Origin of the sequence: Pseudomonas arabinosi, assembly GCF_047758675.1 — a bacterium.
Classification (GTDB): domain Bacteria; phylum Pseudomonadota; class Gammaproteobacteria; order Pseudomonadales; family Pseudomonadaceae; genus Aquipseudomonas; species Aquipseudomonas arabinosi.
Window position 1 is genome coordinate 3,220,134 of sequence record NZ_CP180480.1, and the last position, 15,868, is coordinate 3,236,001.

The window sequence follows — 15,868 nt, forward strand, 5'->3', positions numbered from 1 at the left end:
ACGAAGCGCATTCATTCGTACCTGGTTGATGTAAATCAACTTGGGGCAGGGGGCAATGGGTGCAGTCTGGGACACCTGCCGGCCCGTGCGAGCCGGTGTCGAACCGAGGTGTGTGATGGGCCAATATCAACGTTTGTTGCTGATCGCCGACCAAACCTTGCACCAATCCCCGGCGATGTTGCGTGCCGTCGCGCTGGCCAAGGCAAGTGGGGCTGCGCTGGATGTGCGGGCCTTTGTCGAACCGGCACCGGTGGTGCATTTGTGGGACGAGAAAGTCGACGACGCGAGGTATCAGGGCTATTTGCGCCGCTGTCGTCGTTGGGCCGCCGACGAGATGGACCGGCTCAATGAAGTCGGGCTAGAGGTGACCGTCGAAGCGGTATTCACCAGCCATCCGCTGCTGGACATCCTGAAGACGGTCGAAGATCTCAAACCCGACCTGCTGATCAAGGACGTCACCTTTGAGCCACTGCTCAAGCGGGTGTTCACTACACCTCTCGATTGCCACTTGTTGCGCGAATGCCCGGTCCCCGTGCATTTGGTCAACCAAGTACGGTACAGCTTGCCGCACCGCATTGTGGCGGCGGTGGATCCGTTCGATCCATCAACCCAGATCAGCGGCCTCAACGACACTATCATCCAGACCGCGAACGCATTGGCCTTGCAGTGCGACGCGCCGCTGCACTTGCTGTATGCCTTTGATTTGTCGCCGGCCTTCAATGGTGACGCGCCGCTGGCCGGCGGCGGCTGGGGCGTGGACTACATCGAGGAGCTGCGTGAGTCGTTGCACCTGGCTTTCGTCACCCTGGCAGATCGCTACGGTGTGCCGCCTGAACGTCGACATTTCGTCATGGGGCTGCCGGTGCCGGTGATCAGTGAGTTCGTCGAGCAATACTTGGCCGATGTGGTGGTGATGGGCACCGTGCACCGGGTGGGCATTGACCGGATAATCGGCAGCAACACCGAACGGGCCTTGTACTCGGTGCCGGGGAGTATTCTGGCGGTGGGACGGGGCGTCAGGGCGTGAGGACGATTGCACCGTTGAATTGGCCCGCCCTTAAATACGCCAGGGCTTCATTGGCCTCGTCGAGGGCAAACCGGGTGACGTCGCACTGCATGGCTGTGTGTTGCAGCTCTGCGAAAAATGCGGTGCCGTCTTCTCGAGTAAGGTTGGCCACCGAACGGACGCTGCGCTCGCCCCACAGCAGCCGATAGGGAAACGCGGGAATGTCGCTCATGTGAATACCGGCGCAAATCACGCAGCCGCCCTTGACGGTGACTGCCAGCGCTAGCGGCACCAGTGCACCGACGGGAGCGAAAATCAGGCTGGCATCGAGCAGGTGTGGCGGAGGCTGATCCGAAGGGCCGGCCCATTCGGCCCCCAAGGATCGGGCATAAGCCTGGCCTTCGCTGTCATCCGGACGGGTGAAGGCATACACCTGCTGCCCCCGAGCCCGCGCCACCTGAATCGCCAGATGCGCTGCTGCACCGAAACCATACAAGCCCAGGTGGCGTGCGTCTTTGGCCATTTGCAACGCGCGAAAGCCGATCAGCCCGGCACACAGCAGTGGTGCTGCTTGAATGTCCGAGAGCACTGCGGGAATAGCGAAACAGAAACGCCTGTCGGCCACGGTGTACTCGGCGTAACCACCGTCCAGATGACAACCGGTGAACTGCGCCTGATCACACAGATTCTCCCGGCCCGAGCGGCAGAACTCGCACTGACCGCAGGTCCAGCCAAGCCAGGGAACGCCTACCCGCTGGCCGATCCAGCTGGGCGCAACGTCGGCACCTACCGCTGTGACTTCACCGACGATTTCATGTCCCGGTACCCGCGGCAATACCGCTTGTGGTAACTCACCGTCCACCAGATGCAGATCGGTGCGGCACACGCCGCAGGCCAGGACTTTGATTAACAGTTGGTGTGGCCCGGGTGTCGGGATGGGGCGCTCTTCCCGTTGCAGCGGCTGGCCGGGAATATGAAGAACCATGGCACGCATGACAATCCTCCAGACGTGCGGGTGTCAGCGTGGGGAGCGATGACACCCCGCGACCAGCTGCTTGAGCCCTTCCATGTTCTGGATTTTGACGTCTCGGCCCGTTATTTCTACCAGTCCCTGATCCCGCAGGTGCGCAATGCCCCGGCAGATGGTTTCCAGCCGCAGCCCCAGGTAGGAGCCGATTTCTTCGCGACGCATTTTCAGCATGAAGTCCCTGGATGAATAGCCGCGGATACTAAAACGTTGCGACAGGTTCAGCAGAAAAGCCGCCAGTCGCTCATCCGAGTTCATATTGCCCATCAGCATCAACATGCTGTGATCACGCACGATTTCACGGCTCAGGAGCCTGTTAAGGTTGTGCTGCAGCGACGGCAGGTTTTGGGCGAGTTTCTCCAGTTGCGCGAAGTGGATGGGACAGACTTCGCTGTCCTCGAGGGCAAACGCATTGCAGGCGTGCTCATCGGCGCTGATGGCGTCCAGACCGAGCATCTCGCCGGGTATGTGAAAACCCGTGACCTGTTCACGACCATCGACTGACAACACGCTGGTCTTGAATGAGCCGATACGGACCGCGTAAAGCGAACGCAACGGATCACCCGTGCGGTACAACGCGGCACCCTTTTTAACCTTGAAGCGCTGCACGATCAGCGTATCCAGTCGCTCGACTTCCGCGCCGCTCAGGCCAATTGGCAGGCACAACTCCAACACGCTGCAGTTGGAACACGCGGCCTTGAGGTAATGAACTTGAAGGGGACGAGTTTCAGGCATGGGAGAGACGCCATCCGGGGTTTTCTAAGCATAGATGGTGAGTCTTAGGGCGCGCAGCTCATTCGGGCGTTCGCCGGGGTAATCGACGAACGGGGAAAACCCACGTCTTGCGGGCCGATGTTCAGAGCACTCCCACGCCATTCAACTTGGTTGCCGGCGGTGAGACTTGATGTAAATCAAGTCCTGGGCGTTTCAGACTCCCAGAATCCACGAATGACTAGCAGTGGGTCGAGCCGTTGACGGAGAACTTCATGAGCGATTTCCTGAATGCTGAACAACTGGAGGGGCTGGATGCCTATTGGCGCGCATCCAATTATCTAGCTGTCGGGCAGATTTACCTCAAGGACAACCCGCTACTCAAGCAGCCCCTGACCCGGGCGCACATCAAGCCGCGTCTGTTGGGCCATTGGGGCACAACGCCCGGGCTGAACCTGATCTACACCCACCTCAATCGGTTGATCAACCAGTACGACCTGAACATGCTCTTCGTTGCCGGCCCCGGTCATGGTGGGCCAGCGGTTGTCGCGCAGACTTATCTGGAAGGGACGTATACCGAGTTTTATCCCTCGGTGGAACGCAACACCAACGGTTTGGTTCGCCTGTTTCGGCAGTTTTCCTGGCCATACGGGATCTCCAGCCATGTGTCGGCGCAGATTCCGGGCTCGATCCATGAAGGCGGCGAACTGGGCTATTGCCTGGCCCATGCCTACGGGGCCGCATTTGATAACCCTGACCTGATCGTCGCCTGCGTGATCGGTGATGGCGAGGCCGAAACCGGTACGCTGGCGGCCAGTTGGCACTCCAACAAGTTCCTCAACCCTGCTCGTGACGGGGCTGTATTGCCGATCCTGCACCTCAACGGCTACAAAATCGCCAACCCCACGGTGCTGTCCAGAATCAGTGAGGAGGAACTGTCAGCGCTGATGTATGGCTATGGTTACGACCCGTATTTCGTCGAAGGTGATGACCCGGTGCAGGTGCATCAGGCGATGGCTCTAACGCTGGACACGATGGTGCTGAAAATTCGTGAAATCCAGCTTGAGGCGCGTCGGTCTGGGCCATCCGGACCACCAGAGCGACCGCTTTGGCCAATGCTGATATTGCGCACGCCCAAAGGCTGGACCGGACCGAAATTCGTCGATGGCCATCGCGTCGAAGGCACCTGGCGCGCGCATCAAGTGCCGCTGGCCGATTTCCAGCAGCCGATTCACCTGCGGCAACTGGAGGAATGGCTCGAAAGCTATCGTCCCGGTGAACTGTTTGATGCCAATGGCGCCTTGCTGCCGGAGATCGCCGCACTGGCACCCACCGGGCACCGGCGCATGAGCGCCAATCCCCATGCCAACGGTGGATTGCTGTTGCGACCTCTGGATTTACCGCGCTTTAGCGACTATGCCGTGAAATTCGAAGCGCCTGGCAGCCTGCGCGCAGAGGCCACGCGGGTACTGGGCACTTTTTTACGCGATGTGATGAAAAACAATCTGCTATCGAAAAACTTTCGTCTGTTCGGCCCGGATGAAACTGCGTCGAATCGACTGGATGCGGTCTACGAGGTCAGCGCCAAAGCATGGATGGAGCCGCTGGAGCCGGACGATGTGAACCTGTCGGTCGATGGCCGGGTCATGGAGATCCTCAGCGAACAGGTGTGCGAGGGTTGGCTCGAAGGCTATTTGCTGACGGGCCGCCATGGTTTGTTGTCCTGTTACGAGGCGTTCATCCATATCGTCGACTCGATGGTCAATCAGCATGCCAAATGGCTGAAAACCGCCGCAGAGGTGCCGTGGCGCAAACCCGTTGCTTCGCTCAATTATTTGCTGACGTCCCATGTCTGGCGCCAGGACCATAACGGTTTTTCCCACCAGGACCCGGGGTTCATCGATCTGGTGGCCAATAAAAAGTCGGACGTCGTGCGGATCTACCTGCCGCCCGATGCCAATTGCCTGTTGTCGGTGGCTGACCACTGTCTGAGAAGCCGCAACTACATCAATGTCATCGTCGCCGGCAAGCAACCGGAATGGCAGTGGCTGGATATCGATGCCGCCATCGGTCATTGCCAGACCGGCATCGGTCGATGGGACTGGGCATGCCGGGATGATCAAGACCCGGACGTGGTCATGGCCTGTGCCGGTGACGTCCCGACTTTGGAAACCCTGGCCGCCGTGACCCTGTTGCGCGAGTACGTACCGGATCTGCGGGTGAGGGTGGTCAATGTCGTGGACTTGATGGTGCTGCAGCCGTCGTTCCAGCATCCCCACGGCTTGTCGGACAGTGCGTTCGATGAATTGTTTACCGTCGACAAACCGGTGATCTTCGCCTTCCATGGCTACCCTGCGCTGATCCACCGACTGTTGTACAAACGCAACAATCACGAGAATTTCCACGTTCGTGGTTTCAAGGAGGAGGGCGCGACCACAACACCGTTCGACATGGCGGTGATCAACAACCTGGATCGCTATCAATTGGCGCTGGACGTCATCGAGCGGGTGCCCCGGCTGCACGATCAGTTACAAACCGCGCGGTCGCGCTATTGGTCGACCCTGGAGAAACACAAGCTTTACCTCATTGAACACGGGCAAGACATGCCCGAAGTACTGAACTGGCAATGGACGCCAGTGGCGGGTCGCTGAGGTCCGACAGGGCCGCGCGGCATCGAATACCCACCTGACTGGAGGCAGATCATGAGCCAGTATCAACGGTTGTTACTGATCATCAACCCGGCCCTGCGCCATTCCCAGGCAATCAATCATGCTGCAGCGCTGGCCAAGGCCAGCAGCGCGAGTTTGCATATTGCCGCCTTGATTCCTTCGTTGAAAATGTTGTCGCTGCTCGAAGAAGGCGACCGGGAAAAGGCTCGGGAGCGTTACCTGCAAGACCATCATGACTGGCTAAAGGACCAGGCAAAAAATCTGCGGGGCAGGGGGATCGATGTGACCACCGAGGTGGCCTGGGCCGATGACATGAAGCAAGACATCCTGGATCACGTCTCGGAAATGCAGCCCGACCTGTTGATCAAGGAAGTTCAGCATGAATCAGCGCTCAAGCGTGCCTTTTTCACGCCTCTGGACTGGCATTTGCTGCGTCACTGTTCGATACCGGTTTACCTGGTGGGCGGGAGCGGCTTCGTCTTGCCACGCAAGGTTGTGGCGGCGGTCGAGGTGTCGGATGCCGAGTCTCCCGACGACGAACTCAATGACCGGATCATCCAGCAAGCCAGCGGCCTCGCCATGCAGTGTGATGCCGAGTTGCATTTGCTGTACGCCTGCAATATTTCCGCCGCCTTTCTGGCGGACATGGGCGGTCTTACGCTGGCTGACCTCACCAAAGCGTTGCGCAGAGACCTGGAAAAATCTTTCCTCAACTTGGCCGGTCGGTATGGTGTGCCCTCTGATCGTCGACACTTCATTCAAGGACACCCCGTCACGGCGCTGAGCGAGTTCGCTAACGAGCATCAAGTGGATGTGATCGTGATGGGTAGAGTCCAATCCCATGGGGTGGACAAGCTGTTGGGCAGTACGACCGAGCATATTTTGTATCAGGTGCCTTGCAGCGTCCTGGCGGTCTGAGCCTGAAGAGACACAGGCCGCTTATGCCAGACCGACAGACGGGTCTGGCAGAGCGTATGCCTGTGCTTGTTATTTGCTCTTCCAGTATTTCTGCATTTCGAGAAATAGAAACGAGGCCGTCCAGGTGATGAGTACCAGACCGGTCAATGCTTGCAGGCCGGTCAGGTACTTGAGATTACCCACGGGTGAAATATCGCCGAAACCGATCGTCGTGTAGGTCGTGAAGGAAAAATAGACGCAGTCCAGCAGCGAACCATCGAAGTTGCCCGTCAGGCCGCCCCATTCGCCGGAGCGCACCATCAGGTAATAGACCAGCGCGAAGCACCAGACTTCTAGCGCGTGGGCTATCAGGGCGCCGAACACCCCGACGACAATCCTGAAACGGCTCCAAAGCTTGAGCCGCGGCAGCCAATCATTCAGACGTAACAGGCATTCGTAGTGGATCACCACGACGATGACCACCACCAGTGTATTGATCAACGTGACTGCCAGCATGGCGAACCTCCGGCGGTAGAGAATGCGTAGCGGTCCGCACTAAGGGGTGTCATCAAGACACGTTCCTCAGGGTGGCGTCACGGTCAGTTGGGAGGATGGCGGGGCGGGTTTGATCGGCATGAGCGGTGGAAACTCTTCGGGCGTCAGGGTTTCTTTTTCCAGCAACAAGTGTGCACCGGCGTCCAGGTCACCCCGACGACTGTCAAGCAGGGCTTTTGCCCGCCCATAGGCTTCATCGAGCAGGGCACGAATACCCAGGTCAACTTCCCTGGCCGTTTGTTCCGAATAGTCTTTCTCACCAACACCCTGCATACGCTCGCCCAGATAGGTCGCGCTTTGCCGCTCCAGCACCGACTGTCCGAGTTCGGTGCTCATGCCAAACCGGGTGATCAATTGTCGGGCGATATCAGTGGCGCGAGCCAGATCATCGGCAGCCCCGGTAGAAATCTGGCCATAAGCAAGGTATTCGGCGGCGCGTCCGGCCATCAGAACAACAATCCGGTCCTTGAGCATTTGACAACTGATGAGGAAGTGATCCTCGGTCGGCCTCTGCAGCGTATAGCCCAGCGAGCCGATGGCTCGGGGCACAATGGAGACTTTGTGAACGGGGTCCATGGCCGGCAGGCTACTGGCAGCCAGGGCATGCCCCATTTCGTGATACGCCACCACCTGGCGCTCGTCGGGGTGTAGCACGCTGCTCTTGCGTTCAACCCCCGCGACGATACGTTCCACTGCCGCCGTGAAGTCATCCAGGCTGACTGCTTCGGCGCCACGACGAGTGGCCACGATCGCCGCTTCGTTGACCAGATTAGCCAGATCAGCGCCCGTGAAGCCCGTGGTGATGTCGGCAATACGCTCGCCATCCAGGCCCGGCTCCACAGTGATTTTTTGCAGATGGACCTTGAGAATCGCTTGCCGGCCTTTACGGTCCGGGCGATCAATGAGCACCTGGCGGTCGATCCGGCCGGCTCGCAGCAGCGCCGGGTCCAGGATCTCTGGCCGATTGGTCGCAGCCAGTAATACAACGCCCTCACGAGGATCGAATCCGTCCAGTTCTGCCAGTAGCTGGTTGAGGGTTTGCTCCTTTTCGTCATTGCCGCCAAATGCGCCAACGCCTCGCATTTTGCCCAGCGCATCCAGTTCGTCGATGAAGATGATGCAGGGCGCCGCCTGCCGCGCTTGCTCGAATAAGTCGTGCACACGGGCGGCACCGACTCCAACGAACATTTCGACAAATTCTGACCCCGAGATCGAGAAAAACGGCACACCGGCTTCACCCGCAATGGCTTTGGCCACCAGGGTTTTGCCGGTTCCCGGCGGACCGACCAACAACGTGCCCTTGGGAATGTGCGCCCCCAAGCGTGCGTATTTGGCCTTGTCCTTGAGAAAAGAGACGATTTCTACCAGTTCGGCCTTGGCTTCATCGATACCCGCGACATCGGCGAAGGTCACCCCGGTATCGCGCTGGACGAACACCTTGGCCCGGGACTTGCCGATGTTCATCAACCCGCCCATGCCTTGTTTTTCCGCCATGGAGCGAAACAGAAAATGCCAGATCACCATGATCAGGAAAAACGGCAGCAGCCAGCCCAGCAGTCCATTCAAAAAGGTGTTTTCGTTTACCCCGGTAAAGCCGACACCCGATTGCGCGAGTTCCGTCGCCAGCGCCGGATCGACCCGCACGGTGGAGAACAGGTTGTGCCCGTCAATGGGCTCCTGCAGTTTGCCGCTGATCTGATCCTTCTCGACCCGTAAATCGCTGACCTTTTGCTCGTTCAGCAGTTGCAAAAACTGACTGTATGGAATGCTCTGCACGACACGACGATCAATAAACAGAAATTGAACGAGGGTGAGCACGACAAACGCGATCGCGAAGTAGGACAGGTTCCATTGGTGGTTCTTTTTCATGGCGATGACTCGACAAAAAACACGGGCCGGGCAGCCCGTAATCCGCCTGGAAAACCACCGGCTCCCCAGGGGTATTAGCTCACGCAAGCAGTAAATGGTCTTCCACTTTGCTTACGCCCGGCACCGACCATGCAGCCCGTTCCGCTATCTGGCGTTCGCGCCACAAGTGAACCCGGCCTTCGAGTCTCACCACATCACCCTCGACAGTGACGTGAATCTCCTGGGCATCCACTTCGGCGCTACGCTTTAGCGCTGCCTCGATACGTTGCTGGATATCGAAGACATCCAGCCGAGGGCGCAAGGTGAGGCGATTACTCACGCCAACCACGCCGGATAACTTGCGCACCGACCGCTCCACGGTTTCTTTCTGGTATTGCCAGTCCACTTGGCCTTCCAGGGTGATCCGTCCGCTCTGCACGATGACTTTGACGTCGCCTTCGGGAACGTCGGAACTCCAATGGATGATTTTCAAGGCGCGGGTGGCGATCGAGTCGTCCGAAGTACCCGTGTTTTTGGCCAGCCTGACTTGAATTTCATCGGCTAGCGCACGAACGCCTTTGATGCCTTTCACCGCGCGTTCCGCACTGATTTTCTGGGTGTAGTTGCTGACGTGACCGGAGAGCGTGACGACGCCATTGTCCACCGCAACGCCGATGTTGGCAGCATCGATTTCCGGCACGAATTCCAGCTCTTCCAAAATAGTTTTACGCAGGCTCAAGTCGCTCATGACGGTGTCCTCTTTTTGATGCGGTATTGACGGGACGCAGCGCCCGGTTCTTTTTTTTTACGCCTGAGCAGCGCAAAGACATTGAGTTAAATCAACAAGGCTTCAGTGAGTTCCTCACTAATCGCCAGCGGGCCATTAGTTGACAAAAATCAGAGTGTGCAGGCGATAACGTCAGATACTTGGGTCAACTATCTATAGATTTTCCAGTTGCGTTAAACCGAGGGGAAAAAGTCATGAATAAGCGCTTTTCCTTTGTATTGCTGAGCGTATTGTTGGCATCGACTGCCGGTTGCAGTCATAAGCACACTCAGGAGTTCGACGCCCGATTGGAGGCCGCCGAAAATAACGCCGCAACGGCGAGACTCAGGGCCGATGAGGCCTACATCAAGGCGGAACAGGCGCAGGCAACGGCCAGTCAGGCGCTACGCACTGCTGATGAGGAGAAGGTACGCGCCAGTCGGATGACCAATAAAGCGTCTGGCAAGTAATGAGCGATTGCACGAGTCCCTGACAGGAAGTCGGGTTTGCAGTCAGGCAGGTAACGCGTTCCAAGGACGAGGTCTATGATGCTGAAACTTAAACGTATCCTATTGATTGCCCCCAGCGAAATGACCCGCACCCCGGCGTTTGACCGGGCGCATGCACTGGCCTGTGCCACCGGAGCCTTGTTGCACATCGTCGCATTCGACTATGTGCAAGCGCTGGCGGTGGCCGGGCTGTTTGATCACGATGCGATGGCCCAGGCACGGGAGGGCTACTTGCAGGTGCATCGACACTGGCTGGAGCAGCAAGCCCGGTTTCAGCGATGCATCGGGTTGCAGGTAACCACCGAGGTGGTCTGGGCCAAATCCACCCCGGCGCATATGCTTGAGTACGTCAATGACTTCCATGCGGATCTGGTGATCAAGGACACCCAGCATGTACCGGCACTCGATCGCGCGTTCCATCGGCCCCTGGACTGGCTGTTGCTGCGCAACTGTCCGGCCCCCTTGCATCTGGTTACTGAAGCTAAGAATCCCGAACCGTTGAAAATTCTAGCGACCATCGATCTGTCCCATCTGGAGGAGCTGACCCAAGGGCTCAATGACCGGATTCTCGACCTGGCCTCAACGTTGGCGGCCTCCTGTGGCGCCGCCTTGCACGTGTTGAATGTCAATAACTGGTCGGTGATGGGCGACGCTACGAGGAGTGTGCCGACACTGAGTCTGGATGACAATTTGAGAGACGCAGTCAACGATGCCCAGGAGGAGGCCTTTGAGGTACTTGTCGAACGCTATGGCATCGAAAAAAAATGCCAACATCTACTGACCGGCATTCCCCACAAGGTGATCGGACTTTTCGCCCAACAGAATGCATTCGACATGGTGGTGCTGGGCACGGTCTATCACCACGGGATCGACAGGTTGATCGGCAGTACTGCCGAGAGCGTACTGAACAGGGCCCCGTGCAGCTTGACGATCGTCAAGCCATTGCCTTGGTTTGACTGAAACGACGACCCGGTCGCACCCGCTGTTGATAAAAATCAACTGCTCTTGCGCCAAAAGGGGCGATCAATAGCGCTCCCATGAATGTTCAAGGAGACGGTCATGCGAATGACATTTCTCGGTGCAGCAGGCACAGTCACCGGCAGCAAATACCTGCTGGAACATCGCGACCAACACGTACTGATCGATTGCGGCCTGTTCCAGGGCTATAAACAACTGCGGTTGCATAACTGGGACCCGTTCCAGCTCCCGGTTGGCAACCTCGGCGCCATCGTCCTTACCCATGCCCATCTGGATCACAGCGGCTACCTACCCGTATTGGTGCGTAGCGGTTATCGCGGTCCGGTTTATGCCACACCCGCCACCTGTGAGCTGGTGAGGATCCTTCTATTGGACAGCGGCCGCTTACAGGAAGAAGCCGCCGAGTTCGCCAATCGGCATGGTTTCTCCCGGCACAAACCGGCGTTGCCACTTTATACCGAGCAAGATGCCGAGCGGGCACTGAAACTGTTACGACCAGTGGAGTTGCATCACAGGGTCGAAATTGTCCCGGGCATGACCATCCAGCTTCGTTGCGCGGGGCATATATTGGGCGCGGCTACGGTGGAGGTGATCACCGATGGCATCACGCTTGTCTGTTCAGGGGATCTGGGGCGGCCAGATGATCCATTGATGTTCGCTCCAGAAATCATCGAGCAGGCTGATTACCTGCTCGTGGAATCGACCTATGGTGATCGCAAGCATCCGGTCGAGTCGCCGGAGGCGCAATTGGCCGAAGTCATCACCCGCACCACGCTGCGTCATGGCATTACCTTGGTGCCGTCGTTCGCGGTAGGGCGCGCCCAACTGTTGATGTACCACCTATATCGGCTGAAACAACGACACGCGATTCCCGATGTGCCGATCTATCTCAACAGCCCGATGGCCACCGACGTCACGAGTTTGTACCAGCGTTTTCGCAGCGAGCACCGTTTGTCCCCCGAAGAATGCGAAGGCATGTGTCACGTCGCACAGTTCGTGCGCACCACCGCGGATTCGATCAAACTGGATCAGCAGCGCACCCCGGCGGTGATTATCGCTGCCAGCGGCATGGCCACGGGGGGGCGTGTGATCCACCACCTCAAGGCGCTGGCCCCCAACCCAATCAATACGTTACTCGTACCTGGTTTCCAGGCCGGCGGTACCCGTGGCGCGCAAATTATTGCGGGCGCTCCTTCGGTGCGCATTCACGGCAAGGATGTACCGATAAGGGCTGAGGTGGTGCCGATGGAAACCCTGTCCGCGCACGCCGACGCCGATGAAATCATGCAATGGCTGCGCGGATTCAAGCGGCCGCCGAAACACACCTACGTGGTGCACGGCGAGCCCAATGCTTCGGATGTACTGCGTCGACGTATCAGCCTGGAATTGGGGTGGTCGGTTTCGGTGCCGGAGTATCGCGACAGCGTCGAACTAATCCAAATTGATCAGCCTTGAAGTTCATTACGCTGACGAGAGGACCCTCATCAGCGGGTGCCCTTCAGTACCCACAAGCAATGTCAACGGAAGCGGATACCTTCCTCGGTTGTACTGATTTGAGTGCCTGCTGCGCCGTTGACGATGTCTTCAATGTCGGCCAGTGACCCGATGGCTGCCACTTTGCCGGTGTTGCGAGCGAACTGGCAGGCTGCCTGCACCTTTGGCCCCATGGAGCCGGCCGCGAAGGCAAGTTTTTCCAGTTCATCAGGATGAGCATGGGCGATAGTTTTCTGGGTGGGTTTGCCGAAGTCGATGAAGGCGGCGTTGACGTCGGTGGCGATCACCAACAGATCACTGTTCAGCTGTTCGGCCAGCAGCGCCGAGCACAGGTCCTTGTCGATCACCGCTTCCACACCCTGGAGTTTGCCATCGGCGCCGTACACCGTCGGAATGCCGCCACCGCCGGCACAAATCACGATGCTGCCTTTTTCCAGCAACCATTTTATCGGGCGGATTTCGAAGATGCGTTTCGGTCTTGGGCTGGCGACCACTCGGCGGTATTTGTCGCCGTCCGGGGCAATGGCCCAGCCTTTTTCCGCGGCGAGTTTTTCCGCTTCGGCCTTGGTGTAGACCGGGCCGATGGGTTTGCTCGGGTGCTGGAACGCCGGGTCGTTGGCGTCGACTTCGACCTGAGTCAGCAGCGTGGCAAACGGCACTTCGAAGTCCAGCAGGTTGCCCAGTTCCTGCTCGATGATGTAGCCGATCATGCCGTCGGTTTCGGCGCCAAGCACGTCCAACGGGTAAGGGGACACCGAGGTGTAGGCCGCCGCTTGCAACGACAGCAGGCCGACTTGTGGACCATTGCCGTGGGCGATTATCAGTTGGTTGCCAGGGTGGATCTTTGCGATCTGCTCAGCGGCGATCCGGATGTTGGCGCGCTGGTTGTCCGCGGTCATGGGTTCACCCCGGCGGAGCAGGGCGTTACCGCCCAAAGCAACGACGATACGCATAATGCATTCCTTTTAGTAACATCGCTCCGCGCGATACGTGGAGACGATCGATACGGTTAGATATCTGCCAACGCCGACACCAGAATCGCCTTGATGGTGTGCATGCGGTTTTCCGCTTGCTCGAAGGCGATGTTGGCCGGCGATTCGAAGACCTCTTCAGTCACCTCAATACCGTTGGCCAGGTACGGATAGCGCGCGGCGATGTCTTTGCCGACCTTGGTTTCGCTGTTGTGGAACGCCGGCAGGCAGTGCATGAATTTCACGCGCGGATTGCCGGAGGCTTTCATCATGGCGGCGTTCACCTGATACGGCAGCAGTTGCTCGATGCGCTCGTCCCACGCTTCCACGGGCTCACCCATCGACACCCAGATGTCGGTGTGGATGAAGTCCACGCCTTTGACCGCTTCTTTCGGGTCTTCGGTGATGGTGATGCGTGCGCCACTGTCTTCGGCGAAGGCTTTGCATTGAGCAATGAAATCAGCGTGCGGCCACAAGGCTTTCGGTGCGGCGATGCGCACGTCCATGCCCAGTTTGGCGCCGATCATCAGCAGCGAATTACCCATGTTGTAGCGGGCGTCGCCGAGGTAGGCGTAGCTGATGTCGTGCAGCGGCTTGTCGCTGTGTTCACGCATGGTCAGGGTGTCGGCGATCATTTGCGTCGGATGGAATTCAGCGGTCAAGCCATTGAACACCGGCACGCCGGCGAACTTGGCCAGCTCTTCGACGATGTCCTGTTCGAAGCCGCGGTACTCAATGGCGTCGAACATCCGCCCCAGCACGCGGGCGGTGTCCTTCATGCTTTCCTTGTGGCCGATCTGCGACGACACCGGGTCGATGTAGGTGACGTGAGCGCCTTGGTCGTGGGCCGCGACTTCGAAGGCGCAACGGGTGCGGGTCGAGGTTTTTTCGAAGATCAGTGCGATGTTTTTGCCTTGCAGGTGCGCACGCTCGGTACCGGTGTACTTGGCGCGTTTGAGGTCACGGGACAAGTCCAGCAGGTAGTGCAGCTCGCGAGTCGTGTGGTGCATCAGCGAGAGCAGGCTGCGGTTGCGCATGTTGAAAGCCATGATGGGATCTCCTTGAGTTTGGGGTATCCACCTGCCTCCCGCTTTATGAGCGCGAAGCAGGGCACAGGAATTAATAGTCGATAGGATCGCGGATGATCGGGCAGGTCATGCAATGGCCACCACCACGCCCGCGACCGAGTTCGCTGGCGCTGATGGTGATGACTTCCACACCGGCCTTGCGCAGCAGCGTATTGGTGTAGGTGTTGCGGTCGTAGCCGATCACCACGCCCGGTTCCACGGCCACCACGTTGTTGCCGTCGTCCCACTGCTCGCGCTCGGCGGCGAAGCTGTTGCCGCCGGTTTCCACCACGCGCAACGTTTTCAGGTTGAGAGCTTTGGCCACGGTGTCGAGGAAGTTGGTTTCTTCGCGACGAATGTCGATACCGCCCGGTTTGCTGTCGTCAGGGCGCAGGGTGAAGGCGACGATCTGGCTGACCACTTCCGGAAAAATCGTCACCAGGTCGCGGTCGCAGAAGCTGAACACGGTGTCCAGGTGCATCGCTGCGCGGGATTTCGGCAGGCCTGCGACGATCACGCGCTCTACGACGTTGTGCTTGAACAGGTTCACCGCCAGTTGGCCGATGGCCTGGCGCGACGACCGTTCGCCCATGCCGATCAAGACCACGCCGTTGCCGATTGGCATCACGTCGCCGCCTTCGAGTGTGGCGTTGCCGTGTTCCTGATCCGGATCGCCATACCAGATCTGGAAGTCAGCGTTGGTGAACTCCAGGTGGAATTTGTAGATGGCGCTGGCCAGCAACGTTTCCTGACGGCGCGCCGGCCAGTGCATCGGATTCAGAGTCACGCCACCGAAAATCCAGCAGGTGGTGTCGCGGGTGAACTGGGTGTTGGGCAACGGCGGCAGAATGAAGCTCGAGTGGCCGAGGAAATCGCGGAACATCTGAATGGTCTTGCCGCCGAAGCTGTCCGGCAGATCATCCGCCGACACGCCGCCAATCAGGAACTCGGCAATCTTGCGCGACTCCAGGCTGCGCAGCCACGAGCTGACTTCGTTGACCAGGCCCAAGCCCACTGAATTGGCGGTGATCTTGCGCTCCAGGATCCAGTTCAGGGCTTCAGGGATGGCGACGATGTCGGTCAGCAGGTTGTGCATTTCCAGTACGTCGACATTGCGCTCGCGCATTTTGGTGACGAAGTCGAAATGGTCGCGCTTGGCTTGGGCGACCCACAGCACATCATCGAAAAGAAGCTCGTCGCAGTTGTTCGGGGTCAGCCGCTGATGGGCCAGGCCTGGAGAGCAAACCATGACTTTGCGCAGTTTGCCGGCTTCGGAATGTACGCCGTACTTAACTTTTTCCGTGGTCATTGCAGTGATCCTCCAGATGACAACTCATTCCCTCTTCACAGCGAGGGGCTTACAGGGACAG

At 58.6% G+C, this 15,868-nt stretch carries 14 protein-coding genes; 6 read left to right on the forward strand and 8 right to left on the reverse strand.

The window, feature by feature from the left end:
- The first annotated feature begins 115 nt into the window (after nucleotides 1-115).
- Nucleotides 116-1,027 carry a universal stress protein gene (locus tag ACMXYJ_RS15155; protein ID WP_415760472.1) on the forward strand — a complete coding sequence of 304 codons (912 nt, stop codon included), beginning with the start codon at nucleotides 116-118 and terminating at the stop codon, nucleotides 1,025-1,027.
- On the opposite strand, the gene ACMXYJ_RS15160 is transcribed toward ACMXYJ_RS15155, so the two are convergent.
- Entirely contained in the window at nucleotides 1,017-2,000 is a 984-nt protein-coding gene (locus ACMXYJ_RS15160; RefSeq protein ID WP_415760473.1) for a zinc-dependent alcohol dehydrogenase family protein, read from the reverse strand. The two genes, ACMXYJ_RS15155 and ACMXYJ_RS15160, sit on opposite strands and share 11 nt — an antisense overlap.
- 24 nt (nucleotides 2,001-2,024) lie before the next feature.
- Complete coding sequence (fnr, locus tag ACMXYJ_RS15165) at nucleotides 2,025-2,768, reverse strand: fumarate/nitrate reduction transcriptional regulator Fnr (protein WP_415760474.1); 744 nt, start codon at nucleotides 2,766-2,768, stop codon at nucleotides 2,025-2,027.
- Nucleotides 2,769-3,019: 251 nt separating this feature from the next.
- On the opposite strand from fnr, the gene ACMXYJ_RS15170 reads away from it, so the two are divergent.
- Nucleotides 3,020-5,395: a phosphoketolase family protein gene (locus tag ACMXYJ_RS15170; RefSeq protein ID WP_415760475.1), complete on the forward strand. Its 2,376-nt coding sequence runs from the start codon at nucleotides 3,020-3,022 to the stop codon at nucleotides 5,393-5,395.
- A gap of 51 nt (nucleotides 5,396-5,446) precedes the next feature.
- On the forward strand, nucleotides 5,447-6,331 hold the full coding sequence (locus tag ACMXYJ_RS15175; RefSeq protein ID WP_415760476.1) for a universal stress protein: 885 nt from the start codon (nucleotides 5,447-5,449) through the stop codon (nucleotides 6,329-6,331).
- 69 nt (nucleotides 6,332-6,400) lie between these two features.
- On the opposite strand, the gene ACMXYJ_RS15180 is transcribed toward ACMXYJ_RS15175, so the two are convergent.
- The 3 genes from ACMXYJ_RS15180 to ACMXYJ_RS15190 all read right to left on the reverse strand — a co-directional run bounded on the left by ACMXYJ_RS15180 (nucleotide 6,401) and on the right by ACMXYJ_RS15190 (nucleotide 9,461).
- Nucleotides 6,401-6,826, reverse strand: coding sequence for a potassium channel family protein (locus ACMXYJ_RS15180; RefSeq protein WP_415760477.1), 426 nt, complete (start codon nucleotides 6,824-6,826; stop codon nucleotides 6,401-6,403).
- A 66-nt stretch (nucleotides 6,827-6,892) separates the two neighbouring features.
- On the reverse strand, nucleotides 6,893-8,734 hold the full coding sequence (gene ftsH, locus ACMXYJ_RS15185) for an ATP-dependent zinc metalloprotease FtsH (protein WP_415760478.1): 1,842 nt from the start codon (nucleotides 8,732-8,734) through the stop codon (nucleotides 6,893-6,895).
- Nucleotides 8,735-8,813: 79 nt separating this feature from the next.
- The gene (locus ACMXYJ_RS15190; RefSeq protein WP_415760479.1) at nucleotides 8,814-9,461 is read right to left on the reverse strand and encodes a BON domain-containing protein; all 648 of its coding nucleotides are present in this window, start codon (nucleotides 9,459-9,461) and stop codon (nucleotides 8,814-8,816) included.
- A gap of 233 nt (nucleotides 9,462-9,694) precedes the next feature.
- Between ACMXYJ_RS15190 and ACMXYJ_RS15195 the strand changes: the two genes are divergently transcribed.
- From ACMXYJ_RS15195 to ACMXYJ_RS15205, 3 genes are all read left to right on the forward strand, one after another.
- Complete coding sequence (locus ACMXYJ_RS15195; RefSeq protein ID WP_415760480.1) at nucleotides 9,695-9,949, forward strand: Lpp/OprI family alanine-zipper lipoprotein; 255 nt, start codon at nucleotides 9,695-9,697, stop codon at nucleotides 9,947-9,949.
- Nucleotides 9,950-10,027: 78 nt separating this feature from the next.
- Nucleotides 10,028-10,948 carry a universal stress protein gene (locus tag ACMXYJ_RS15200; protein ID WP_415760730.1) on the forward strand — a complete coding sequence of 307 codons (921 nt, stop codon included), beginning with the start codon at nucleotides 10,028-10,030 and terminating at the stop codon, nucleotides 10,946-10,948.
- A 99-nt stretch (nucleotides 10,949-11,047) separates the two neighbouring features.
- Nucleotides 11,048-12,421, forward strand: coding sequence for an MBL fold metallo-hydrolase RNA specificity domain-containing protein (locus ACMXYJ_RS15205; protein WP_415760481.1), 1,374 nt, complete (start codon nucleotides 11,048-11,050; stop codon nucleotides 12,419-12,421).
- A gap of 62 nt (nucleotides 12,422-12,483) precedes the next feature.
- On the opposite strand, the gene arcC is transcribed toward ACMXYJ_RS15205, so the two are convergent.
- From arcC to arcA, 3 genes are all read right to left on the reverse strand, one after another.
- On the reverse strand, nucleotides 12,484-13,413 hold the full coding sequence (gene arcC, locus ACMXYJ_RS15210; protein WP_095128425.1) for a carbamate kinase: 930 nt from the start codon (nucleotides 13,411-13,413) through the stop codon (nucleotides 12,484-12,486).
- Nucleotides 13,414-13,469: 56 nt separating this feature from the next.
- On the reverse strand, nucleotides 13,470-14,480 hold the full coding sequence (locus ACMXYJ_RS15215) for an ornithine carbamoyltransferase (protein ID WP_415760482.1): 1,011 nt from the start codon (nucleotides 14,478-14,480) through the stop codon (nucleotides 13,470-13,472).
- A gap of 70 nt (nucleotides 14,481-14,550) precedes the next feature.
- A complete protein-coding gene (gene arcA / locus ACMXYJ_RS15220) occupies nucleotides 14,551-15,807 on the reverse strand; it encodes an arginine deiminase (protein WP_415760483.1) in 1,257 nt (418 codons plus the stop codon).
- Nucleotides 15,808-15,868: the final 61 nt, after the last annotated feature.